This is a genomic window from Bacillus sp. mrc49, assembly GCF_002803435.1.
In genome coordinates this window covers 634,278-658,385 of record NZ_PHNG01000800.1, presented here as the reverse complement: position 1 = coordinate 658,385, position 24,108 = coordinate 634,278, and the positions used below count along the sequence as shown (strand labels likewise).

Here is a 24,108-nt window from a genome sequence, read left to right as displayed (position 1 = left end):
CGAAAAGGAAAGGCATCATCCAAATGAATGATGCCCGAATCCCCTCTTAAATTCATCCCATTATTTCTAGAAGCTTTTGCGCCAGTTCAGTTTTTTCAATTTCAAGCACTTCACCCGTTTGACGGATTTTCACTTCGACGATTCCTTCAGAAGCCTTTTTACCGACCGTCACCCTCACCGGAAGACCGATCAAGTCAGAATCTGCAAATTTGACCCCTGCACGCTCTTGACGATCATCCATCAGAACATCCATGCCTTTTGCCTTAAGATCCGTATACAAATCCTCTGCAAGGGCATTCTGTGCTTCATCTTTTACATTGATTGGAATCAAATGGACTTGGTATGGCGCTAAATTCGTTGGCCATACCAACCCTTTATCATCGTTGAATTGCTCCGCTACGGCAGCAAGTGTGCGTGAAACGCCAATACCGTAACAACCCATGATCATTGGCTGTGACCGTCCGTTCTCATCCAGGAATGTCGCATTCATCGCTTCGGAATATTTAGTTCCAAGTTTGAATACGTGACCTACCTCGATCCCTTTGGCGAATTTAATCGTCCCTTCTCCGTCCGGTGATGGGTCACCCTCTTGAATGAAGCGAAGATCGATGTAATGGGCCACGTTAAAATCACGATCCGGATTTACGTTCACATAATGATGATCCTCATCATTCGCTCCGCAGATGCCATTCACGATTGATTCAATGGCAACATCCGCGATTACTTCCACTTCAGATGCGACATTGATTGGTCCCAAAGATCCCACTGCACATCCCAAGACTTCTTTCGTCTCATCAGGGTCGGCCAATTCAACGGCTGAAGCGTTAAAGAAATTCTTCAATTTGATATCATTCACTTCATGGTCGCCACGCACCAATACGAGCACATGCTTTTCATCCACTTTGAACAATAATGATTTGATTAATTTTTCAGTAGCAGCATTCAAGAATGAAGTTACTTCTTCAATCGTTTTTTGACCAGGGGTGTGAATTTTATCCAGTTGACTTTGTTCCTCTGAGCTTTTTTCATATTTTACGCTAACCGGTGCCATTTCAATGTTAGCTGCATAATCGGAAGTATCCGAATACGCGATGGTATCCTCGCCGATTTCCGATAGGACCATGAATTCATGGGTATCCTTACCGCCCATCGCCCCAGAATCGGCAATGACGGCACGGAAGTCAAGACCGCAGCGGCTAAATATATTCGAATAGGCTTGATATATTTTTGTATAAACTGCATCAAGGCTCTCTTGATTTGCATGGAAAGAATAGGCATCCTTCATGATGAACTCACGTCCGCGCAACAACCCGAAACGAGGTCTTTTCTCATCACGGAATTTCGTTTGGATTTGGTAAACCGTTAACGGCAGGCGTTTGTAAGATTTAATCTCATCACGGACCAAGCTCGTTATCACTTCTTCATGTGTTGCACCAAGCGCAAATTCACGGTTGTTGCGGTCCTTTAGGCGCATCAATTCCGGGCCATACGTATACCAGCGTCCTGATTCCTGCCAGAATTCGGCTTGTTGTAAAGCAGGCATCAATAGTTCGACAGCGCCAGCATTCTCCATCTCTTCCCGAACGATCGCTTCAACCTTTTGGAGCACTTTTTTCCCAAGCGGCATGAAACTATAAACCCCGCTGGAGTTCTGTCGCATAAATCCTGCACGCAATAACAACTGATGGCTCTTGATTTCAGCATCTGCAGGCACTTCTCTCAATGTAGGGATCAACGTCATACTTTGTTTCATATCTGCACCTCTTCAATAATTCCTTAATATTAATCCATAACCATAGTCATTCATACCATGGCATGATCGGTTCCAATCACAAAAAAATCTGGGTTCTTTTTTAAAAGCTTATTTACTATACTCATTCTCGATTATACTGACGATTTCGCTAGAAAACAAACTATTTCCCTAAAACAGCTAAAAAACTATGAGATAAGAAACAGCCAACAGAAAAACCTGCTGGCTGTTTCACTTTATCGATTAATGGCTTACAAAAAGAAACGCTGGATGTCATTCCATGTAACGACGATCATCAACAGCATCAGCAGTGCAAAGCCGATGAAGTGAACCATTCCTTCTTTTTGACGGTCGATCGGCTTTCCTCTTAAGAATTCTACGACAAAGAATAACAATCTGCCTCCATCCAATGCCGGGAGCGGCAACAAGTTCATGATACCAAGGTTAATGCTGAGCAAGCCTGCCCATTTCATCAACGTGAAGATACCTTGCTTCGCGACTTCTTCCGTGGATTTGTAGATTCCTACAGGACCGGAAAGGCTGTCAATCGTAAACCCACCCGTTACGAGGTCACCTAGGATGATGAAAATTTGTTTTGTCCAGAAATAGGTCTCCGTAAAACCGTATTGAATTGCTTTGATAGGCGCTTTTTCAACCGGAGGGTATACACCGATAATCCCTATTTTCTTGCCTTCTCGCTCAACTTCTTGAGGAACGACAGGTACTTCAAATGTTTTTCCGTCCCTATCAACGACAAATTCAATTTCCTGCCCAGGATTTTTTTGGATGCTTTCCTGAACATCTTCCCAAGAGGAGACTTCCGTCCCTTCAATGGATTGAATGATATCTCCAGACTTCAGCCCGGCATTTACAGCCGAACCTTCCGGTGTCAGTTCACCAAGCTTCGCTTCATCAACTACGACTCCCTGAAATAAGCCGATCAAGACAAAAATGACAAAGGCCAAAACAAAGTTCATCGCCGGACCAGCTAAAATCGTGAGGAAGCGGTGGCCGAGCGATTTCGAGGCAAACTGCCGCTCGTATGGGGCAATCTGGTTTTCCATACCATTTTCGACAATTACCGCTTCTTTATGAATGGGAAACGTCTTTAATTCATCTTCCTCGCCCTCTTCATAACCAGTCAGGATTAGTTTATGATCAAGGTCGATCAATTCGACTTCCACAAGACGAATATCAGGATATTTATCTTTGTTGTTCATAATGATTTTTGTAACATTCTCTTCCTGATCAAACATTAATCCAACGCGATATCCGGGCTTCAGTTCAATATTTTCTGCATCTTCCCCAGCCATGCGTACATAACCGCCAAGAGGGAGCAATCGAATCGTATACACGGTTTCCTGCTTTTTGTACGTGAATACTTTTGGCCCGAAGCCAATTGCGAACTCACGGCATAAGATGCCTGCCCGCTTTGCAAACACTAAATGTCCAAGCTCATGGAAAAATACAAGAGCGCCAAATATGATGATGAACGCTATAATCGTTTCTAAAGTCTGCATGTTCCAATCACCTATCTTTCACTATGGATTCTATATACTGCCTTGTCATGATATCCACTTCAGAAATCGTTTCTAAATCCGGAAGGGCAATGACGGAATGCTGATTCAGCGCTTTTTCGATCAGTGTCTCAATCTCGAGGAAAGATATCTTTCCAGATAAAAATGCGGCAACCGCCGCTTCATTGGCTGCATTCAGCACGGTTGTCATCGTTCCGCCCATTTTACCCGCTTTATAGGCGAATTGCAAACAAGGATATCTTGTGAAATCCATATCACTAAAATGCAGTTTCCCCGCTTCGGCCAAGTTCAGGCGTTTGCGCCCTCCAAGAGGCATCCTGTCTGGGTAAGTAAGGGCATATTGAATCGGTACGCGCATATCTGGTGTTCCCAATTGCGCAATCACGCTGGAGTCATGAAATTCAACCATGGAATGGATGATGCTCTCCTTATGTAACAGTACATCAATTTTATCGTAAGGAAGCTCGAATAGCCAGTGTGCCTCAATCACTTCCAATCCCTTATTCATCATGGAGGCCGAATCAATCGTGATTTTCGCGCCCATCGACCAATTCGGATGGTTCAACGCCTCTTCCACCGTTACCCCTTTCAATTCTTCCCTGGTTCTATCACGAAAACTGCCGCCTGAAGCAGTAATGACCAAACGTTCAATATTTTTATCGTTTTCACCCTGCAGGGCCTGAAAGATTGCGGAATGCTCACTATCGACAGGAAGCAATCTCACCCCTGCTTTTTTCGCTTCACTCATGACCAAATGCCCCGCCGTCACTAAAGTCTCCTTGTTGGCGATGGCAATATCCTTTTTAGCCTTGATTGCCTGGAGCGTTGGGTAAAGACCCACGCTTCCGATGACGGCATTGACCAATATCGTCGCTTGATCGTATACAGCAACTGCAGTCAATCCCTCATCCCCAAACATGAATTCGATATCCTTACGGCTGGTAAATTCATTTTTCAATACTCGATAATCTTCTTCCGCCTGGACTGAAACCAGTTTCGGTTCAAATTCTTCTATATAAGCCCTCACCAATTCTAAATTCTTTCCAGCAGAAAGCGCCACGATTTTGAATTGCTCAGGATGTGACCGCACTACATCCGCTGTTTGCTGACCAATCGAACCTGTTGCGCCCAAAAGGCTGATATTTTTCAAATTATTCATCTCCTAATTCCTGACGCTTGCCTATATTTATATTATAAAACGTGCAATAAATGCAAAATCGGTAAAATGAATATCAAACTATCAAGCCTGTCCAATATCCCGCCATGCCCTGGAAGGATCTTTCCCGAGTCCTTAACCCCATAATGACGTTTATACGCGGATTGGACAAGGTCTCCCAATTGGCCGAAAACCCCAATCACCAACGATATCAATAATAGCTGAAATAACGTGTAATCCAGGCTGGAGAAGGCATAAAAGAGCACACCGACGATCATCGCTGAAAATACCCCGCCGATAAAACCTTCCACCGTCTTATTTGGACTTATTTCCGGCCATAGCTTTCTTTTGCCTATAGCCTTGCCAATGAAGTAGGCTCCGGAATCCGTTGCCCAGATCGTAAATAGGGTCAGCAAGATATAAATCAGTCCCAGTTCTGCGGAATCACGTGTTTCGAATAGATAGTAGAAGCCCACTCCCAGGTAAAGGATGGAAATCACTAAAAATCCCGCATCATCGAAAGTGAATCGATTTTTGGAAACGACAGTGTACAATAAGAACAGCAAAACCCCGATTAAAAAGATTTGCACCTTATCATAATCAATGTCCGCCAAAAAAGCGGAATATTGTTCAGGCAATAAAAGCACCCATAATAAAATGTGGGAGAGAATGGCCTCAAATGAGAATACTCGCAAATTTTTCATCTTCATCAGTTCATATAAACCGATGGAAGCCAATAGATAAACCGTCAATAAAAACGGGATCTCCCCTAAAATAACCAGTGGAATGAAGATAGCGGCAACTACGACCGCAGTAATTATTCGTTGTTTCATTATTCCAATTTCCTCGCCTTCTGCATTAAACGCCACCGAATCTACGTGAACGCTTTTGATACTCCTCAACCGCCTGTAATAAATGCTCCTCACTAAAATCAGGCCATAGCACCTCAGTAAACCATAATTCAGTGTAAGCGGCCTGCCATAGCATGAAATTGCTTAAACGGATTTCACCGCTTGTGCGAATCAGTAAATCAGGATCTGACAAATGCTCGGTCATCAAGTAACTGGAGAGCATTTGCTCGGATACTTCTTCCTTTATTATACCATTCTTAGCATCTTGAATAATGCTATTCACCGCGGAGACAATCTCTCCCCTGCTCCCATAGTTCAAAGCGAAATTCAGGATCATCCCGTCATTGTCCTTCGTATCTTCCATTGCCCTTATTACGGCATTTTGAGTGTGAGATGGAAGTAGTGACAATTCCCCAATGGTTTCCACCCTTACATTTTCGGAAATGAGCTCAGGCAAAAAGGTCCCAAGAAATTCCTGGGGAAGTTTCATCAAAAAGTCGACTTCACTTTTTGGACGTTTCCAGTTTTCCGTCGAAAACGCATAGACGGTCAATGTCTTGACACCTAATTTATTGGCAACTTTCGTAATCTTACGAACAGTTTTCATTCCTTCATGATGTCCCGCCACTCGCGGCAATGCCCTTTTTTTCGCCCAACGGCCATTTCCATCCATTATGATGGCGATATGCTGAGGAACATCAAACTGCTGAATATGCTGAATCCTATTTGTTACATCGGAAGAAGCATCTTTTTTAACGAAACGCTTCCATAGTGAATACATATGTTAGTCCCCCATCAGGTTGTACTTATCTCTCTACAAAGGCAATATTTTCGTGCGCTATGTATATCAAGCATTTTTGCAAAAAAGAATCTATATTATAATATCAAAAAAAAGGTGGTTCTCATATTATTATTATGAAAATTATTTCTTCATTAGAAGCTGGAAAGCGGGTAATCACATTAAGTTTTTTTCGGTTACCGGGTCGAAGTCCGGTGAAAAATGCAAAAAAAGGGCCACCTCCAACGTCCCATGCAACATCCTAACTTAAAGAGTACGCATTATCGGAGAAACCTTATTATAACAGTTTTCTCTTTTAAGCACACCTATATGTTAGAACCAAGACATGATCAGTATGGATTAGGCCCTCTTTACTTAATCAATTCCATAAGTGGAAATTATACTTCCAAAATTTCTTTTTCTTTATCTTTGGTAATCTCATCGATTTTCGTGATATTGCCATCCGTCATCTTTTGAATGTCATCAGCATAGCCGCGTAAATCATCTTCCGTGATTTCACCATTTTTTTCAAGCTTCTTCAAGTCGTCGTTAGCATCGCGACGTACGTTGCGGATTGCGATTTTCGCTTCTTCCGCTTCTTTCTTGACCACTTTTACAAGCTCTTTTCTGCGTTCTTCCGTTAAAGCTGGAATCGCTATCCTGATGATCGATCCGTCATTTGAAGGATTTAAGCCTAGGTCTGATTTTAATATCGCTTTTTCAATTTCCCCTAAAACCGTTTTATCATAGGGTTGGATCACTAATAGTCGAGCTTCCGGTACGGAAATGCCTGCCACCTGGTTAACCGGTGTTTGAGAACCATAATAATCAATCGAGATTCTATCAAGCAATGAGGCATTTGCCCTGCCGGCACGGATGCTGGCTAATTCACGTGTGTACGCTCCAATGGCTTTTTCCATTTTCGTTTTCGCATTTGAAATAACTTGCTTCGGCATCTTTTATTTCCCCCTAACTATTGTTCCAAGCGTTTCGCCTAAAACGGCCCGTTTTATATTGCCTTTTTCCATGATCGAGAAGACGATCAATGGAATATCATTGTCCATGCATAGTGAGGACGCAGTCGAGTCCATTACTTCCAAGCCTTCTTTAATCACATCAAGATAGGAAAGTTGGTCATATTTCACTGCATTTTTATCCTTAACAGGGTCGGCATTGTAGACGCCATCCACATTATTCTTCGCCATCAGGATGACATCAGCTTCTATTTCAGCAGCACGCAGAGCGGCAGTGGTATCCGTTGAAAAATAAGGATTACCTGTACCAGCAGCAAAGATCACGACTCTCTTTTTCTCCAGATGCCTGATTGCACGGCGTCTAATGTAAGGTTCCGCAACCTGCCTCATCTCAATCGAAGTCTGCACACGCGTTTCGATCCCTAGTTGATCAAGGCTGTCCTGTAGAGCCAAAGAGTTCATGACAGTCGCCAGCATCCCCATATAATCGGCATTGGCACGATCCATGCCCATTTCGCTGCCAATCTTGCCGCGCCATATGTTTCCGCCGCCTACAACTACAGCCACTTCCACATCAAGCTCTGCCACTTCCTTGACTTGTTCAGCGATAGATTTAATTACAGCAGGATTGATTCCAAATCCCTCTTCACCGGCTAATGCTTCGCCGCTGAGTTTTAATACTACACGTTTATATTTAGCGTTACTCATGACACCCTCCAACTATGTAATCTTATTCAATTGTTCTTCATGCTTCCAACGGCAATAATGCCAAAAAGTTTCAAAAAATAGGGAACACCAGAGTGTTCCCTATTTTTATTTAGCAGTTAGTCTTTTTTAACTTGGTTCATTACTTCTTCAGCAAAGTTTTCTTGACGTTTCTCAAGACCTTCCCCTACTTCATAACGAACGAATGAAAGAAGTTTTCCGCCTTTTGATTCAACGAATTCTCCCACTTTTTGATCTGGGTTTTTAACGAAAGCTTGCTCATTCACACAAATTTCTTCGTAGTATTTGTTGATGCGCCCTTCAACCATTTTTGCAACGATTTTTTCTGGTTTGCCTTCATTAAGTGCTTGTTGTGTAAGAACTTCGCGCTCGCGATCTAATTCACTAGCATCGACTTGGTCACGAGAGATATATTTTGGGTTAAGAGCAGCGATATGCATGGAAACGCCTTTAGCTGCTTCTTCGTCAGTTGTGCCTTCAACAACGGATAGTACGCTGATGCGGCCGCCCATGTGAAGGTAAGCACCAAATGCATCGCTATCTGTTTTTGTAACAACTTGGAAACGGCGAAGCGTTAATTTTTCCCCGATTTTAGCAACAGCAGCATTGATATGATCTGCAACTTTTGCTCCATTTTCCATAGTTTGCTCTAGAGCTACTTCAACGCTTTCAGGTTTGTTAGCAAGTAGGAATGCAGCCAATTCTTTAACAAGAGTTTGGAAGCCTTCGTTTTTAGCAACGAAGTCAGTTTCTGAGTTTACTTCAAGAATGACCGCTTGGTTTCCGTCAACCACGATAGAAGTCAATCCTTCAGCAGCAATACGGTCTCCTTTATTGGCAGCTTTTGCAATTCCTTTTTCGCGTAGGAAATCGATCGCTTTTTCCATATCGCCTTCCGTTTGTACAAGCGCCTTTTTACAATCCATCATGCCGGCACCAGTTTTTTCACGCAATTCTTTAACTAATTGTGCAGTGATTGCCATAATATATATCCTCCTCAAATTAAATGCAGTTTATTCAATCTTTACCCATTTTTGCCAGAAAATACGGTTATTATCAAAGAAAATAACGAGATTCGGCAGAATGCCAGAACTATTTGCCAGAAAAGCCAGTCTTATCGACAAAACCAAACGGCCGAAAGTCTTTTTCCCTTAAAAATCAGCCTGCCTTTTCAACCTTGGCGTGGTGATTTATGTATGCTTATTTAGTGCAAAAAAAAGGGATAAAAGGCATTATCCTCTTATCACCTTTTTCTTACTGAATAAGCAACCTTTTTTTGCTTATTAAGCAGTTGTTGTTTCAGTTGCTGTTTCTTCACCTTGTTTAGCTTCTAAGATAGCATCTGCCATTTTACCTGTTAATAATTTAACAGCACGGATTGCATCGTCATTCGCAGGAATAACTACATCGATTTCATCCGGATCACAGTTTGTATCAACGATACCTACAAGTGGAATGTGTAATTTGTGTGCTTCCGCAACAGCGATACGCTCTTTGCGAGGGTCGATAACGAAGATCGCATCAGGAAGAGTCTTCATATCTTTAATACCGCCTAAGAATTTCTCTAAGCGATCCCATTCTTTTTTAAGTTGGATAACTTCTTTTTTAGGAAGTACTTCGAAAGTTCCGTTTGCTTCCATTTTTTCGATATCTTTAAGACGAGCAATACGTTTTTGGATTGTTTCAAAGTTTGTTAAAGTTCCACCTAACCAGCGTTGGTTTACATAGTACATACCTGAACGGATAGCTTCTTCTTTAACAGATTCTTGAGCTTGTTTTTTAGTACCGACGAAAAGAACAGTACCGCCGTTAGCAGCTAATTCTTTCACGAAGTTATAAGCTTCTTCAACCTTTTTAACTGTTTTTTGAAGGTCGATGATGTAGATGCCGTTACGCTCAGTGAAGATATATTTCTTCATTTTAGGGTTCCAGCGACGTGTTTGGTGTCCGAAATGCACACCAGCTTCAAGCAATTGTTTCATAGAAATGACTGACATTTTAGTTCCTCCTAAATGGTTTTGTTTTTCCTCCGCACCCGATCATTTTCATACAGAAACTGTCGAAACAGCACCAGCTGCAAGAATCACGGGGCGTGTGTATTAACACCATTTCATAATATATCATAACGACTCTTCACAATCAAGGTATTTCTATCTATTCTTGCGAAACTTGAGTAGTAGTTCTATTTCCGTTTGACCTCTGGCCATTTTTTTGGCAATCTCTTCTAACGAATGTCCTTGATCCGCCAATGCATACACTTGTTCATTCAGTGAGGGTTCCTGCAACGAAGACTTTAATAAATCGGCAAATTCCTTTCCGGCCAGCTCCCCTTCATTCGTTGGGGGATGGGCTGCCGGGGAAAGCTCCATTTTGTCCTCGACCTTTAGCGGCAAAGGCTTATCCTCATCCTCTGCGGGCGTGTTTTTGTAAGCGTCGAGAGCCTGCCTTTGGGTGGCGGCACGACTTTTAACCTTATACCCTTCAGGCATATTTTGGTCATGGTTGATTTCTTTCTCTCCGATGGGTTCTTTCCCTTGCCCGAACCGTTCTGGCTGGCCATTCATGGCAGCCGGCTCGGTGAACGCCTTGATCAATGCTTCATTATCTTCCTTCATTTCCATCAAGTAACCGGACAAAAGCTGCTCCATTTCACGAATGATGGCTTTTTGATCTTTTTCCAGCTTGGCTAGACGGTTTTGGCGCAAATATAAAATGATGATGGCAAAAATGGAGCATATATTCAATACAAACAAGAGAAACATAAAAAATACTGACATATTGCCTCCTAAATAACCAGGAATCGCCCTCTGGCTTTTCGTGTTGAAGCCTTTTTAGATCGATGGACGTCATGGGCTTGCTAAAATGAATGCCTTTATTGAATCTTCACTTGAATCCCAGCTCCATTTTGGTTGCACGGGCACTTGTCCATCCTTTTTACCGGACAAGACAAGTTAAAAAGGTTTTTCATTACGTCTCACTTTTCTTTTGCGATGTCCAGTTCGAACATTCTGTGATTTTGGAACAATCATTGATAAGGGTGCCGCATCCAATCCGACTGACCAATCGCAGTTGAAGAATGATTTTATTGCTCTTTCATTGCGTTTCTTAATTTGTAAATCGCTTTTGAATGAATCTGGGAAATTCGCGAAGTGGACAGGCTCATGACCTGCCCGATTTCGGTTAAAGTCAATTCCTCCTTATAAAAGAGCTGTAAGACAAGCTGTTCCTTTTCATTGAGCGTCTCTATGACTTTTGCCAATTCCATATACAGTTCTTCCCGTAATACATGTTCCTCTGGCAAATCCGCTTTTTCATCCTTGATGTGAAAAGTCTTACTATCCTTATCATCGTGCTCCTGGTCATCCATGGACAGAACATTTGCAAAGAAATTCCCTTGTATCGCAGCGTACACATCTTCTTCCGGTATATTTAATTCGGTTGCAATTTCATTTGGAGAAAGGTTCCTCATGTATTTTTGCTCAAGCTTTTCTATGGCTGACTCAATTTTCTTGGCTTTATCCCTTGCACTCCGTGGAAGCCAATCCTCTTTTCTTAATCCATCTAAAATCGCTCCACGAATTCTAAATGAAGCATATGTATCGAACTTCAGGTCGCGCTTCGTATCAAATCGTTCCAGGGCATCGAATAACCCCATCATCCCTAGACTCCTGATATCATCACGGCTCACATTTTTAGGAAGGCTAACCGAAATGCGTTGAACATGATAGGAAACAAGAGGGATATATTTCTTGACCAAAATGTCCCCAGCTCGCGGATCTCTGCAATCAATCCAATTTTTCCAACATACTTGTTCTTCTTCGATGGTCAGATGAGACATTGGACATCCTCCTTACATTGTATACGTTTTGTACTCCGAACAGCATTTTTTACACACGCCCAGTCGGCTTGCTATATGTTTTTTGTTCCTTTATTGACGGTGCGGATACTCAATGAACAATCGTGCAAATTGAATTCGATCGTCCTTCCGCTATTACCGCCGACATCTTCAGCAACGATTGGGATATGCAAGTCAGATAACTCTTTCCGGACAGCCTCCACATTCCTGGGCCCTATTCTCATTAAATCCCCTCCGGAGGCAAACTGAAACATTTGCGCCCCGCCAGCCAGCTTCGCTTTTAAGAAAGGCATTCTCGCACCCTCTTTTACCAAGCGTTGCACTAATTCCCTTACCCCCGTATCTGCAAATTTAGCTACGTTGATTTGTCCCGTCTTTGTGAGTGAAGAGTCCGGCAGCATCACATGGACCAAACCGGCAACCGCTTTTTTCTCGTCATAAACGACAACGCCGACGCAGGATCCCAAGCCAGACGTACGGATCGACCAGGGAGGTTTTACAATTTTCATATCCGCTATCCCAACTTTAACAACCTCGGCCTTTAACAATTCAGTCATCAGCCGTCATCTCTAAAGCGCCAAAAATGATTTCAAAAAACTCCGGGTCTGGCAATAAAAAGAAATGTCCGTCAATGGAATCGGCCAATAGTTGATCTTTTACAAGGACCGTATCAATGACTACCGCTGCATCACTCTCCTGTGACAGCTCCAACAACCCATAACTGATCGTCGCTCCTACCATATCAATGCTCAATGACGGTACGGAAGGGAAAAAATTCAACTGTGTGAAATCAGCCAAAGAAGAAAGATACGATCCGGATAAAATATTCCCAATTTCCTGCAGGCAGGAAAGAGCGAGTTCGGCATGCGGTGTCTTATCTATTGAAAAGGTGTCATCACCGGCCATCTCCCGTATCAAGTATTGGGCTAATGGAAGTGAAAGGATAAAGAACATACTCCCGGAGGCATCCCCTTCTATTCTTAGGAAAACGCTGGCGATGACGTGATCGGCACCGCCCGCCATCTCGATCATTTCATCGAAGGAAACGATTCGGACATTCGGGACATTCATATCGATTTTCCGATTAAGGATGGCCGAAAGCGAAGTTGCTGCGTTCCCTGCACCTATATTGCCAATTTCCTTCAATATATCAAGTTGAAGAGGACTGATTTTCTCAATGTATGACATCTCATTATCCTTCTTTTATCATATTTTCAGTCACTTCCAAGCTTAAAGCCTTTTCCAAATTTATTAACACGAGCAGTCGCTTTTCGATTTTTGCGACTCCGCTTATGTATTCAGAAGCCGAATGGCCAACAACTTCAGGTTGCGGCTCAATACTACTCACTGGAATATCCAAAACATCATTGGCAGAGTCCACGATTAGCCCCACTTCCATATCATCGAGCATGACGATGATGATCCTTGTTGAATCATCATACTCCACCTCTTCGAACCCAAAGCGCACCCGCAAATCAATAATTGGCGTGATGACGCCCCTTAAATTGATTACACCCTTAACGAATTGGACTGCCTTCGGAACTCTCGTAATGTGCAAAAGCTTTTCGATTCCACTGACCTTATCTACTGGAATGGCATACTCTTTATCTTTAATTTTGAATACGATCACTTTCATTTCCTGCGACATCTATTCCCCTCCTCTTTTAAAAAAACTCAAGTGTGCAGTTGGAAGCTTGCCGATATCCTGGCTGCGGCATGCCCCAGCCAGCATCACATCACCTGTCTTTCATCAATCAATGAATCAATGTGTTGCAATCGATGATTAAAGCTACTTGACCGTCACCAAGAATCGTCGCACCCGATATTGCAAAGGCGCTTGTTAAATAATTGCCTAGTGATTTCAAGACCACCTCAAGCTGCCCAATGAATGAATCAACGACCAATCCTGCTAATTTGTCGCCCTTTCTTACGATGACCACAGAGAGGAACTCTTCCTCTGCCCGACTGATCGGCACTTCAAAAATATCTTTAAGGAAAAGAAGCGGAAGCACTTTGCCCCTAAAGTCTATAACCTGTTGATTATGGGCGTTCATGATATCTTCTTTTTTTATGATCGCTGTTTCTATAATGGAAGAAAGCGGTATTGCATATTTTTCATCCTGGATGGCAACCAGCATCACTGAAATAATCGACAATGTAAGTGGCAGCTGAATAAGGAATATCGATCCTTCGTCCTCTTTTGAATCGATTGTGACAGAGCCGCCCAGAGATTCGATTGTATTCTTCACTACATCCAGACCGACACCCCGTCCTGATACATCCGAAATGGTTTCAGCTGTCGAGAAGCCCGAGGCGAATATCAATTCATAGATTTGCTTATCTGTCAGAGTGGCAGCCGTTTCCCTCGTTATAATTCCATTGGTAAGCGCCTTGTTCAAAACTCGCTCTTTTTTAATGCCTGCCCCATCATCATCAATTTCAATGAATACATGGTTTCCGCTGTGATATGCTTTCAGATGGATTTTGCCTTCTTCGTTCTTTCCTTTCGCCAGACGTTCTTCAGGTGTCTCGATTCCATGATCCATGGCGTTCCTCAATAAATGGACGAGTGGATCGCCAATTTCATCGATGACTGTGCGATCAAGCTCGGTTTCTGCTCCCGTGATTTCCAATTCAACTTTCTTGTTTAAATCCCTCGCTAATTGGCGGACCATTTTTGGAAAGCGATTGAATACCGTTTCCACAGGCACCATCCGCATATTCAATACGATTGTTTGTAAATCGCTTGTAATACGGGACATTCTTTCTACTGTTTCATGCAGCTCCTGATTACCCAAATCATTGGAAATTTGATCAAGCCTTCCTCGATCGATTACAAGCTCCTCGAATAAATTCATTAATATATCAAGACGTTCTATGTTTACGCGGATCGTTTTGCTTGATGCAGGTTTAACGGACGGCTGTTTTTTCTTTTCTTTAACATCGATTGGAAGCATATCATCATTCTTCTCTTGTCCCTTGTTATCCATTTCAGCAATTTTATCCTCTTTAACGTTTGCATGTCGCGCCACTTCCAGATCAAGGCTATGTATCACCACAGTATCCACTTCAGAAACCTTCATGATTTTTTTCTGTAACTCTTCACTCGATTCCTTGGTTATCATCGTGACGCTGAATTGCTGATCGAACTGCTCTTCTTCCAACAGTTCGACAGGCGGATGGGATTTGATGACTTCACCGGCTTTTTCAAGCACTTCAAATACCATGAATACCCGGGCAGCTTTTAACAGACAATCCGTACGCAATTGTATTGTGATTTCAAAGCTGTTGAACCCTTGCTCTTTGGACTGCTGAAGCACTGTCCATTCGAATTCATCATACTGCCCCTCATTCATTTCCTCCTTATCAAGAACGGCTGAAGCTGCTGCAACCTCTGCGGCCGAGGATGTGACTGGTGACTCCCCTTTTTCAATCAAATCCAGTTGATGGACAACCTTAGAGACGTCTCTTTTTCCATCTCCGCCTTCTGCAATGGACATGACCATCGCTTCTAAATCATCAACGGCTAAAAATATCACATCAAACACTTCAGGCGTAAGAATGATTTGACTGTTACGGATCGCATCCAAAACATTCTCCATTTTATGGGTTAAGTTCGCCAAATCCTCATACCCCATCGTTGCGGACATCCCTTTTAACGTATGAGCGGAACGAAAGATTTCGTTGACAATCGAGAGGTCTTCCGGGTTCTTCTCAAGCACCAGCAATTGTTCGCTTGCTGTTTGAAGATGTTCCTTACTTTCCTCAATAAATACCTCTAAATACTGATTCATATCCATATAATCTCCACCTCCACGAGTTAACAATAGCCCATTATCGATTTAGCTATTTTTTCTACATCCTCTATGTTATCTATTAAATTCGTATTGATTGCCGCTTTCGGCATACCAAAAACGATCGATGTCTCCTGTGATTCCGCTATCGCCTTTGAAAGGCCCTTTTGTTTCAGCTTCTTAAGGCCGCTCGCCCCGTCCATTCCCATCCCGGTCATGATAACCGCTATCTTCGCAAATTCATTCATTTCACTGACGGATTCAAAGAGCACATCCACGGAAGGGCGGTGTCCATTGCGCAAATCCGATTGATCTAAATGAACCGCCCAATTCATTCCGACCTTTCTCACTTTCAAGTGAAAACCTCCGGGAGCGATGTAGGCTATGCCCTTTTGGATCAGTTCCCCCTCTTCAGCTTCCTTCACTTGTATCTTGCATAATGAATTCAGGCGGGAAGCCAAGGAATTCGTGAAGCCGGGAGGCATATGCTGGACTACAAGGATCGACGCATCGATATCGCCAGGCAGACCTGTCAAAACAGTCTGCAAGGCTCTTGGGCCTCCAGTGGATGTACCGATGACAATGACCTTATCATTTCCATCGGACCAGTTTGCTTCTTTTTTTTGTTTTTTAACCAAATTAACTGATTCTATTTTACTATGTTTTTTCCAAACTGATGGGCTTTTTTCAATATTCAGAGCGTTTTTTTGCAGTTTGTGAACATTTGCCCGGCTTGCTGCCATAACTTTTTCATGAAGTTCCTTCTTGATTTTATGCAAATCCAGTGAAATGGCACCGGAAGGCTTTGCCACAAAATCAAAGGCCCCGCTGCTCATCGCAGCAAATGTATTTTCGGTACCTACCTTGGTTGTGCTTGATAACATGACCACGGAGGTTGGACATTCATTCATGATCAAGTTCAAAGCTTGCAGACCGTCCATAACCGGCATTTCCACATCCAAAGTCACGACATCAGGTTTCAATGCCTTGATTTTTTCTAAAGCATCTTTTCCATTTCTCGCTGTTCCAATGACCTCAATCCTGCTTTCTTCCGATAAAAACTCTGAAATTAGCTTTCTCATGAACGCAGAATCATCCACTATCAATACTCTTACTTTACTCATGTAAGGAGACCTACTTTCCAAGAAAATATCTTTTCATATTTCGGAGGAAATGACCTTTAGTCAACGTCATATCCCCCCCAAATGAATGATTTGCATATCTCGTCCCCATGTCCATGATGGCTCGGGATACATCGGCTTCAGGGTCGAAAAGGATAAATGGCATTTGTTTAGAAACGGCTTTTGAAACGGTCCTGTCGTCTGGTACATAACCTAATGCAACCGTTTCAAGATCTAAAAATTTCATGAAGGCATTTTGCAGACGCTTAATCGTTTCCTTCCCCTCCTTGCTTGAACATATCCTATTGCACACAAGGAAACATGGAATCTCTTTATTGATTGAATGAATATATTTCATTGCAGAATAGGCATCCGTGATGGAAGTCGGCTCCGGGGTCGTAATCACGAATAATTCATCGACACATAACAGGAATTTCAGTGAATCATGCGTAATGCCCGCACCCATATCAAATAATATATAATCGTAGTTCGCCATCAATGAACTGAATTCTTCATTGAAACGCGCAAACTTCACTTCATCAAGTGAAAAGAGATTCAACAGGCCCGTTCCGCCAGTGATGATTGAAATATTACCTGGACCATCCGTGATGATTTCCTGCAGACTGCGACCATTTTCAAAGAAATCGATAATACTGAAGGGGGAATGCCCCCCGATTAAAATATCTATGTTCCCCATGCCGATGTCCATGTCAAACAGCAATACTTTTTTTCCCCTTTTGGATAAGGCAATTGAAAAATTCAAGGAAAAATTGGATTTACCGACACCGCCCTTGCCACTTAAAACGGCAATGGTTCTTGCCATTGTGTGTTTTTGCAGGGCTTCCAATCTCCTTCTCAGGCTCTCAGCTTGGTCTTTCATATTTTTTTGCCTCAAGAGCCATTTTCAATAGCTGTGATGATGTCGCAATTTCAATATCATCCGGAACATTCTGGCCATTCGTTATATAAGCGGCTCCTACTTTATGCGTGTGTATGAAATTAAAGATGCTACCGAAAGTCGAGGTTTCGTCCGCTTTTGTAAAAATGACCTGTTTTATCGGAATGGCTGCAAACTGTCGGTAAATATCTTCCATATCTTTTTGCTTGGAGGTTAATGACAGCACCAAATAGGTTTCGATCTCATCTGTAAAATGAATGATCTCATTCAGATCTTTGACATATTGCGGATTGCGGAAATTCCTCCCGGCTGTATCTATAAAAACATAATCATAATGGGAGAAACGTTCAGTCGCCCGTTTGAAGTCTTCCAAGTTATAAGCCACTTCGATCGGAACGTTCAAAATCTTCGCATACGTCTTAAGCTGATCTATGGCTGCAATTCTGTAAGTATCCGTCGTTATGAAAGCCACCCTTTTATCATGCTTCAACATGGTTTCTGCAGCTACCTTGGCAAGAGTCGTTGTCTTGCCCACCCCTGTTGGGCCGACAATATTGATATACTTTTTCTGCATTCCCGGTTGTCCGTTCTCGACCTGATCCAAAATCGCCAGCAACGCTTCTTCCAACCAGGCTTGTACCTCTTCAACGGTAGCACGTTGCTTGAAAGCGAACCATTTTTCAAGTAATTCATCCATGATTTGTGACCGAAGTGCCGGGTCGACTTCCTGTTCCGTTAAGCAATCATAGGCTTTCTGCAATCTCTCGGGGATTTTTCGATCAGATGAATGGATCTGTATCCGATTAATCATGTCTTTCAAGCCTTCGATTTCTTTCATTAACTCGGAATTCCCCCTGGATTCATAAACAGCGGGTGCTTGATCTTCCGGTTGCGGATTGGAAGGCAGCTTCTTCTTTTTTTGCTTGGTTACCGGTTGCAGAGGAGCGGAAACAGGATCGATCGCCGCAATGACTTCAATATTCCTCTTCTTGAACAAACCTAGGAAACCACCTTTATAGACAGCTTTTGAGCTTAAGATGACCGCCTCACTGCCTAGCTCCCCCCTAATTCGCTTCATCGCCTCGGTCATTGACGGGGCCAAATATTTCTTTACCTTCAATCGATATTCACCACCCCTACACTTTGTACTTCTACATTGGATTCTAGTTCGTTATATGAAAGAACCGGCACATTGGGAAAATAACGTTCCGTCAATTGGCGGACATACATCCGTACTGCCGGGGAACAGAGCAAGATCGGTTGGTGATCCATTAATGTCAGTTCCTCCAGCTTGGCTGAAATGGCTTCCAATATGGATTGCGATATGATTGGATCAAGTGATAAATAGTTACCATGTTCGGTTTGCTGAACCCCATCAGCGATCGTTTTTTCCACTTTCCCCGATAAGGTTATCACTTTGATTTTATTTTCATCGGTCATAAATGAACCGGTTATTTGCCGTGCTAAATTCTGCCTTACATATTCAGTAAGCAAATCCGTGTCAGTTGATAGCTTTCCATAATCAGCAAGTGTTTCGAAAATGATCGGTAAATTCCTTATCGACACCTTTTCCTTCAATAACTTTGCCAACACTTTTTGCACATCGCCAATCGACAAGGGATTAGGTGTTACTTCCTCTACAAGGATTGGTGAAGATTCCCGGAGGTGATCGATCAATTGCTTCGTTTCCTGCCTGCCCAATAATTCCTGTGCATTGGCCTTTATGACTTCCGTCAAGTGTGTGGAAACTACACTCGGAGGGTCCACAACGGTATATCCCATCATCTCGGCATGTTCCTTCATATCATCCGTGATCCATTTGGCCGGTAAGCCAAAGGAGGGTTCAATCGTATCGATCCCTTCGATCGAATCATCCTCCATTCCCGGACTCATGGCCAAGAAATGATTAAGGAGCAATTCCCCTTTTGCCATGACACTCCCCTTAATTTTCAAACGGTACTCATTGGGATTCAACTGAATGTTATCCCGGATCCTGACGACGGGAATCACGAGCCCCAATTCGATGGCAAGCTGTCTGCGGATCATGACGACGCGATCCAGCAGGTCCCCTCCTTGATTGGCATCCGCAAGAGGAATCAGTCCATATCCAAACTCAAATTCGATCGGGTCGACACTTAACAGATTCACGACACTTTCCGGACTTTTCATTTCATCCGTTTCAAGAACTTCTTCCATCTCCTGAATTTCGCTTTCGTCCTGCTTCGGTATCCTGGAAATGGTATACCCGCCTACGACTAGCAAAGCTGCAATCGGCAAAGTGAATAAGTCGGAAATCGGGGTGAACAATCCAAGCAGGAAGATGGTGGCTGCTGTCAGGTAGAGCATTTTGGGAAATTGAAACAGTTGTTCAACAATATCCGCTCCGAGGTTGCCGTTCGAGGCAGCCCTTGTCACGACTATTCCTGTTGCCGTTGAAATCAATAAGGCCGGCACCTGACTGACGATTCCATCACCAACGGATAACATCGAAAAATGGGTGGCGGATTCAGCAAATCCCATGTCCAATTGCATGACCCCAATGATCATCCCAAAAATCAAGTTAATGATGACTATGATGATGCCAGCAATTGCATCTCCTTTAACAAATTTGCTCGCACCATCCATCGAGCCATAAAAGTCTGCTTCGTTACTGATTTTATCCCTTCTGGCACGTGCTTCCGTTTCGGAAATCATCCCAGCATTCAAATCCGCATCAATGGCCATCTGTTTCCCTGGCATCGCATCCAGTGTAAACCTGGCGGCAACCTCCGAGACCCGTTCCGATCCTTTCGTGATGACAATGAAATTGATGATGACCAATATGATGAACACAACTAATCCTACAAGCACATTACCTCCGACTACAAACGACCCGAAGGTTTCTACGACACCGCCAGCATCACCATAGGTCAAAATGGCACGAGTCGTCGAAACATTCAACCCCAACCTGAACAATGTCAGTAAAAGGAGCAACGAAGGGAAGATCGAGAATTCGAGAGGTTCTTTCATATTCATCGTTGTCAATAGAACCAGCAGCGCAAGAGAGATATTCAAAAGGAGTAAAATACTTAACAACCATGTCGGCAATGGAATGACCAACATGGCAACGATCATGATGACGCTCGATATAACAACTAAATCTCTTGCTCGCATGTTTTTCTCTCCTAACTAACGGGTTACCTTTACTTCTTTACAGCTTACCTTTGGATTTATAAACAAAGGCGAGTATTTCAGCGACCGCCTTAAAGAACTCCTCGGGAATCGCCTGGCCCAATTCCGCCTGATCGTATAAGGATCTTGCCAAAGGGCGATTTTCCACCATGATTACATCGTTTTCTTTAGCGATGAATTTAATTTTCTGAGCGACAAAGTCAACGCCCTTTGCCACTACAAACGGAGCCTCCGCTTTTTCTTCATCATATTTTAAAGCAATGGCAAAATGTGTCGGATTGGTAATGACGACGTCGGCATTGGGAATCTCCTGCATCATTCTTTGAGCAGCCATCTGCCTTTGCTTTTGCTTGATTTTTGACTTGATGAGCGGATCGCCTTCGGAGTTTTTATATTCATCCTTAATATCCTGCTTGGACATTCGGATGTTTTTTTCAAAGTCATATTTCTGATACAAATAGTCCAATAGAGCAATGAACAATAAAGCCACGGCAGCATAAAATCCTACTTTGATCGTTATATCCGCCAGCGTTGCCATCGCTTCTTCCACAGAAATCTGTGATAAAATCATAATCTCGTCCATTCGCTGCCAAAGTACATAAAAGGCAACAAAGCCAACAAAGGATATTTTAAGAATCGATTTCAATAATTCAACAATCGCCCTCATCGAAAAGATACGTTTGAAACCTTTAATGGGATCCAATTTTTCAAGCTTGAACTGTATGGATTCTGTTGAAAACATGAACCCGATCTGCATGACATTAGCCAAAATGCCAGCCACCACCGCCGCTGCAAAAACAGGTCCAAGGACTAGGCCCATTTCCTTCAGTACTTCGATCATGATAATCTGGACAGTTCCCTCCGTGAAGCCAGCCACGGTAAAATGCTGCAGATAATCTTTCATGAGAGCGACGAGATGGTTGTACATATAAGGCCCCATAATCAATAGCACCGCAAATACAGCAATTAAATTAACGGATGTGTTAACATCCTGACTCTTTGCCACCTGTCCTTTTTTCTTCGAATCCTGGCGTTTTTTCGGTGTCGCCTTTTCAGTCTTCTCACCTGCGAAGAACTGTAAATCCAGCTGAATTTTGTCCAAATCATATGCCTCCGATCAGCTGCATGAGATGACGCATCGTCACAAGCAAGAAATTGAAGAGTTGGGTGACAACCGTCATCATCATTCCCATTACCAAAACAATAACCGCCAAGCCCGCTATGATTTTGACTGGGATTCCGACAACGAATACATTCAATTGGGGAACCGTCCTTGCAAGGATGCCTAGCGTGACATCCACCAGAAAAATGCTTCCCACCACTGGTATCGACATTTGAAAGGCAATCATGAACGCTTTTCCGAATGCCTTGGCCAAGTATTCTATCAATCTATGATCCCCAAATGGCACAAACAATTGATCGATCGGAATGAATTGGTAGCTATAAAATATCCCGTCCAAAAGCAAATGATGGCCGTTCGTGCTCAATAGGAATAATAAAGCGATGGTATATAGATATTGTCCCATCAACGGGCTTTGGGCACCGGTTTGGGGATCGATGACATTGGCTATCGAAAAACCCAACTGAAAATCAATCAATCCCCCTGCTACCTGAACGGCTGATAAAATCATATAGGCAGCAAATCCAATGAAAAGCCCCACAAGTGCTTCCTTAATGATCAACAAATAAAATGTGGCATCCAAATCAAGGATGGGGGCATCAATGGTATAGTACATGATCCAGGCAAGGAAGATTCCAAGCCCAAGACGATGCTGCACCGGTATTGAGCGGTAGGAGAAAATCGGCATTGCCACAAAAAATGTGGTGACCCTGACCACGATTAATAAAAAAGCAGGAAAATGCGGAAATAGTTCTTCCATGCCCTACCCTACAAATCGATTCAGGTTACCGAAAATTTCATTTGCGTATGATAATAAATGGCTCAGCATCCACGGAGCCAGAAGTATGAGTCCCAACAAAACGGCCACGATTTTCGGAACGAATGCCAAGGTCTGTTCCTGAATCTGTGTAGTCGCCTGAAAAATGCTTACTAAAAGCCCTACAACCAGAGCTATCACCATCAATGGGCCAGCAATGATCAATACCATATATATTCCTTTTTCTGCTATATCGATAACAAACTCTGCATTCATTTTTTCACCCGCTTAAAAACTCTGTAATAAAGACTTCACGACCAAATACCATCCATCGACAAGAATGAAAAGAAGGATTTTAAAGGGCAGGGAAATCATGACCGGCGGCAGCATCATCATCCCCATCGACATCAGGACGCTTGCTACGACCATATCGATAACCAAAAATGGAATGAATATCATAAAGCCAATTTGAAAAGCCGTTTTGATTTCACTGATTGCAAACGCCGGTACAAAGGCAGTCAAAGGTATATCCTGTATCGTTTCAGGCTTTTCCACCTTTGCATAGTCCAAAAACAACGCCAGATCCTTCTGCCTTGTATGGGCGCTCATGAATTCCTTAAAAGGTATCGAGGCCTCCACATATGCTTCTTCCAAATCTATTTCTTCATTAAATAATGGAGTCAGTGCTTTCTCATTCACTTCCTGAAATGTCGGTGCCATGATGAAAAATGTCATGAAAAGAGCCAGTCCGACCAGCACCTGATTCGGAGGCATCTGCTGTGTACCTAATGATGTTCTCACAAAGCTCAGTACTATTATTATTCTTGTGAAACACGTCATCAGGATCAAAATGCTGGGAGCCAGCGTTAAAACGGTCATGAGCAGGACAAGCTTGACGGAAGTGGAGACATTGGCGGGATCGCTAGTTTTGAAAAACTCCATGAACTCATTCATTCATCGTCTCTCCCTTTCCTATCAAGCTCATTTAACAGCTTCTTCCTGCTGGCAGACATTTGATCGAGCTGATTTTTGAACTCGGTTGAGAAACCGGCCGATTTTGATTCATTTTTCTTCAACCACTTATTTTTCAGCTTCATTGCCATGGCACCGGGCTGCAGCATTTGATCGATCTTATCGTTATGGTCTTGCAAAAGCTGTTCGCATTCCGAAGGATCATCGATTTCTTTAAGGAGTTGGATATTTTCGCCGACCCCGATCACCAATATTCGGCCCCCCACTTTAACAAGCTGAACGGAACGATTTGCACCAAGGCTGGTACCGCCTATATTTTCTACTGAATTTGCCTTTTGGTATGATTTATTTTTTTTATTGATGAATTTTAATAATATATAAAGAAGACCTACCACAAAGATGGTTGCAAATATCATCCTGAGAAATTCCCAAACGGTTATCCCGACTTTATCGGGACCAGAAGCTTGATTGTTAGATTGTAAGTCTTTGGAATCAGCTTTATCCACGTTAGCATTCGGCTGTCGATAGGCATCCTTCACCGTTTTATCAAGATTTTCCGCATGGGCCTGCATGGCCCCAGTGAAGAATATTGCTATCATCAATGAGACCTGTAGCCATTTTTTAATAAAAGACAATATGAAGACAC

At 42.9% G+C, this 24,108-nt stretch carries 24 protein-coding genes; all 24 read right to left on the bottom strand.

Annotated features, from left to right (window positions below):
- Positions 1-52: 52 nt before the first annotated feature.
- Entirely contained in the window at positions 53-1,753 is a 1,701-nt protein-coding gene (locus CVN76_RS29560; RefSeq protein ID WP_100534121.1) for a proline--tRNA ligase, read from the bottom strand.
- Positions 1,754-2,001: 248 nt separating this feature from the next.
- Positions 2,002-3,270, bottom strand: a complete 1,269-nt coding sequence (rseP, locus tag CVN76_RS29555; RefSeq protein ID WP_100534120.1) for an RIP metalloprotease RseP — start codon at positions 3,268-3,270, stop codon at positions 2,002-2,004.
- A gap of 7 nt (positions 3,271-3,277) precedes the next feature.
- Entirely contained in the window at positions 3,278-4,438 is a 1,161-nt protein-coding gene (dxr, locus tag CVN76_RS29550; RefSeq protein WP_100534119.1) for a 1-deoxy-D-xylulose-5-phosphate reductoisomerase, read from the bottom strand.
- 41 nt (positions 4,439-4,479) lie between these two features.
- On the bottom strand, positions 4,480-5,277 hold the full coding sequence (locus tag CVN76_RS29545) for a phosphatidate cytidylyltransferase (RefSeq protein WP_100534239.1): 798 nt from the start codon (positions 5,275-5,277) through the stop codon (positions 4,480-4,482).
- 25 nt (positions 5,278-5,302) lie between these two features.
- A complete protein-coding gene (locus CVN76_RS29540; protein WP_100534118.1) occupies positions 5,303-6,076 on the bottom strand; it encodes an isoprenyl transferase in 774 nt (257 codons plus the stop codon).
- Between the two features lie 395 nt (positions 6,077-6,471).
- A complete protein-coding gene (frr, locus tag CVN76_RS29535) occupies positions 6,472-7,029 on the bottom strand; it encodes a ribosome recycling factor (protein WP_061144646.1) in 558 nt (185 codons plus the stop codon).
- A gap of 3 nt (positions 7,030-7,032) precedes the next feature.
- Entirely contained in the window at positions 7,033-7,755 is a 723-nt protein-coding gene (gene pyrH, locus CVN76_RS29530; protein WP_061144645.1) for a UMP kinase, read from the bottom strand.
- Between the two features lie 116 nt (positions 7,756-7,871).
- Positions 7,872-8,756: a translation elongation factor Ts gene (gene tsf / locus CVN76_RS29525; RefSeq protein WP_100534117.1), complete on the bottom strand. Its 885-nt coding sequence runs from the start codon at positions 8,754-8,756 to the stop codon at positions 7,872-7,874.
- 300 nt (positions 8,757-9,056) lie between these two features.
- Positions 9,057-9,770: a 30S ribosomal protein S2 gene (gene rpsB, locus CVN76_RS29520; RefSeq protein ID WP_057913389.1), complete on the bottom strand. Its 714-nt coding sequence runs from the start codon at positions 9,768-9,770 to the stop codon at positions 9,057-9,059.
- Positions 9,771-9,923: 153 nt separating this feature from the next.
- Positions 9,924-10,550: a hypothetical protein gene (locus tag CVN76_RS29515; protein WP_100534116.1), complete on the bottom strand. Its 627-nt coding sequence runs from the start codon at positions 10,548-10,550 to the stop codon at positions 9,924-9,926.
- Positions 10,551-10,855: 305 nt separating this feature from the next.
- Entirely contained in the window at positions 10,856-11,611 is a 756-nt protein-coding gene (locus CVN76_RS29510) for a FliA/WhiG family RNA polymerase sigma factor (RefSeq protein WP_100534115.1), read from the bottom strand.
- 71 nt (positions 11,612-11,682) lie between these two features.
- A complete protein-coding gene (locus CVN76_RS29505; protein WP_100534114.1) occupies positions 11,683-12,186 on the bottom strand; it encodes a chemotaxis protein CheD in 504 nt (167 codons plus the stop codon).
- Entirely contained in the window at positions 12,179-12,817 is a 639-nt protein-coding gene (locus CVN76_RS29500; RefSeq protein WP_100534113.1) for a chemotaxis protein CheC, read from the bottom strand. The genes CVN76_RS29505 and CVN76_RS29500 overlap by 8 nt, the downstream gene beginning before the upstream one ends.
- Before the next feature lie 4 nt (positions 12,818-12,821).
- Entirely contained in the window at positions 12,822-13,277 is a 456-nt protein-coding gene (locus tag CVN76_RS29495; RefSeq protein WP_100534112.1) for a chemotaxis protein CheW, read from the bottom strand.
- Between the two features lie 106 nt (positions 13,278-13,383).
- Positions 13,384-15,429: a chemotaxis protein CheA gene (locus tag CVN76_RS29490; RefSeq protein ID WP_100534111.1), complete on the bottom strand. Its 2,046-nt coding sequence runs from the start codon at positions 15,427-15,429 to the stop codon at positions 13,384-13,386.
- Between the two features lie 20 nt (positions 15,430-15,449).
- Positions 15,450-16,547, bottom strand: coding sequence for a protein-glutamate methylesterase/protein-glutamine glutaminase (locus tag CVN76_RS29485; protein ID WP_100534110.1), 1,098 nt, complete (start codon positions 16,545-16,547; stop codon positions 15,450-15,452).
- A gap of 10 nt (positions 16,548-16,557) precedes the next feature.
- Entirely contained in the window at positions 16,558-17,424 is an 867-nt protein-coding gene (locus CVN76_RS29480) for a MinD/ParA family protein (RefSeq protein ID WP_100534109.1), read from the bottom strand.
- Positions 17,408-18,562 (bottom strand): flagellar biosynthesis protein FlhF, encoded by a 1,155-nt coding sequence (gene flhF, locus CVN76_RS29475; protein ID WP_100534108.1) that lies wholly within the window; start codon positions 18,560-18,562, stop codon positions 17,408-17,410. The genes CVN76_RS29480 and flhF overlap by 17 nt, the downstream gene beginning before the upstream one ends.
- Positions 18,559-20,595 (bottom strand): flagellar biosynthesis protein FlhA, encoded by a 2,037-nt coding sequence (flhA, locus tag CVN76_RS29470; RefSeq protein ID WP_100534107.1) that lies wholly within the window; start codon positions 20,593-20,595, stop codon positions 18,559-18,561. Before flhA ends, flhF begins: the two co-directional genes overlap by 4 nt.
- Positions 20,596-20,632: 37 nt before the next feature.
- A complete protein-coding gene (flhB, locus tag CVN76_RS29465; RefSeq protein WP_100534106.1) occupies positions 20,633-21,715 on the bottom strand; it encodes a flagellar biosynthesis protein FlhB in 1,083 nt (360 codons plus the stop codon).
- A gap of 1 nt (position 21,716) precedes the next feature.
- Complete coding sequence (fliR, locus tag CVN76_RS29460) at positions 21,717-22,493, bottom strand: flagellar biosynthetic protein FliR (protein ID WP_100534105.1); 777 nt, start codon at positions 22,491-22,493, stop codon at positions 21,717-21,719.
- Between the two features lie 3 nt (positions 22,494-22,496).
- On the bottom strand, positions 22,497-22,766 hold the full coding sequence (gene fliQ / locus CVN76_RS29455) for a flagellar biosynthesis protein FliQ (RefSeq protein ID WP_061144631.1): 270 nt from the start codon (positions 22,764-22,766) through the stop codon (positions 22,497-22,499).
- A 12-nt stretch (positions 22,767-22,778) separates the two neighbouring features.
- Positions 22,779-23,444, bottom strand: a complete 666-nt coding sequence (gene fliP / locus CVN76_RS29450; RefSeq protein WP_100534104.1) for a flagellar type III secretion system pore protein FliP — start codon at positions 23,442-23,444, stop codon at positions 22,779-22,781.
- Positions 23,441-24,097: a flagellar biosynthetic protein FliO gene (locus CVN76_RS29445; protein ID WP_100534103.1), complete on the bottom strand. Its 657-nt coding sequence runs from the start codon at positions 24,095-24,097 to the stop codon at positions 23,441-23,443. Before CVN76_RS29445 ends, fliP begins: the two co-directional genes overlap by 4 nt.
- Positions 24,098-24,108 lie beyond the last annotated feature (11 nt).

Excerpts from the sequence above, each read along its gene's own strand:
- CVN76_RS29560 (WP_100534121.1), bottom strand. The coding sequence starts at position 1,753 with ATGAAACAAAGTATGACGTTGATCCCTACATTGAGAGAAGTGCCTGCA.
- rseP (WP_100534120.1), bottom strand. The coding sequence starts at position 3,270 with ATGCAGACTTTAGAAACGATTATAGCGTTCATCATCATATTTGGCGCT.
- CVN76_RS29545 (WP_100534239.1), bottom strand. The coding sequence starts at position 5,277 with ATGAAACAACGAATAATTACTGCGGTCGTAGTTGCCGCTATCTTCATT.
- CVN76_RS29540 (WP_100534118.1), bottom strand. The coding sequence starts at position 6,076 with ATGTATTCACTATGGAAGCGTTTCGTTAAAAAAGATGCTTCTTCCGAT.
- frr (WP_061144646.1), bottom strand. The coding sequence starts at position 7,029 with ATGCCGAAGCAAGTTATTTCAAATGCGAAAACGAAAATGGAAAAAGCC.
- pyrH (WP_061144645.1), bottom strand. The coding sequence starts at position 7,755 with ATGAGTAACGCTAAATATAAACGTGTAGTATTAAAACTCAGCGGCGAA.
- tsf (WP_100534117.1), bottom strand. The coding sequence starts at position 8,756 with ATGGCAATCACTGCACAATTAGTTAAAGAATTGCGTGAAAAAACTGGT.
- rpsB (WP_057913389.1), bottom strand. The coding sequence starts at position 9,770 with ATGTCAGTCATTTCTATGAAACAATTGCTTGAAGCTGGTGTGCATTTC.
- CVN76_RS29515 (WP_100534116.1), bottom strand. The coding sequence starts at position 10,550 with ATGTCAGTATTTTTTATGTTTCTCTTGTTTGTATTGAATATATGCTCC.
- CVN76_RS29510 (WP_100534115.1), bottom strand. The coding sequence starts at position 11,611 with ATGTCTCATCTGACCATCGAAGAAGAACAAGTATGTTGGAAAAATTGG.
- CVN76_RS29505 (WP_100534114.1), bottom strand. The coding sequence starts at position 12,186 with ATGACTGAATTGTTAAAGGCCGAGGTTGTTAAAGTTGGGATAGCGGAT.
- CVN76_RS29500 (WP_100534113.1), bottom strand. The coding sequence starts at position 12,817 with ATGTCATACATTGAGAAAATCAGTCCTCTTCAACTTGATATATTGAAG.
- CVN76_RS29495 (WP_100534112.1), bottom strand. The coding sequence starts at position 13,277 with ATGTCGCAGGAAATGAAAGTGATCGTATTCAAAATTAAAGATAAAGAG.
- CVN76_RS29490 (WP_100534111.1), bottom strand. The coding sequence starts at position 15,429 with ATGGATATGAATCAGTATTTAGAGGTATTTATTGAGGAAAGTAAGGAA.
- CVN76_RS29485 (WP_100534110.1), bottom strand. The coding sequence starts at position 16,547 with ATGAGTAAAGTAAGAGTATTGATAGTGGATGATTCTGCGTTCATGAGA.
- CVN76_RS29480 (WP_100534109.1), bottom strand. The coding sequence starts at position 17,424 with ATGAAAGACCAAGCTGAGAGCCTGAGAAGGAGATTGGAAGCCCTGCAA.
- flhA (WP_100534107.1), bottom strand. The coding sequence starts at position 20,595 with ATGCGAGCAAGAGATTTAGTTGTTATATCGAGCGTCATCATGATCGTT.
- fliR (WP_100534105.1), bottom strand. The coding sequence starts at position 22,493 with ATGGAAGAACTATTTCCGCATTTTCCTGCTTTTTTATTAATCGTGGTC.
- fliQ (WP_061144631.1), bottom strand. The coding sequence starts at position 22,766 with ATGAATGCAGAGTTTGTTATCGATATAGCAGAAAAAGGAATATATATG.
- fliP (WP_100534104.1), bottom strand. The coding sequence starts at position 23,444 with ATGAATGAGTTCATGGAGTTTTTCAAAACTAGCGATCCCGCCAATGTC.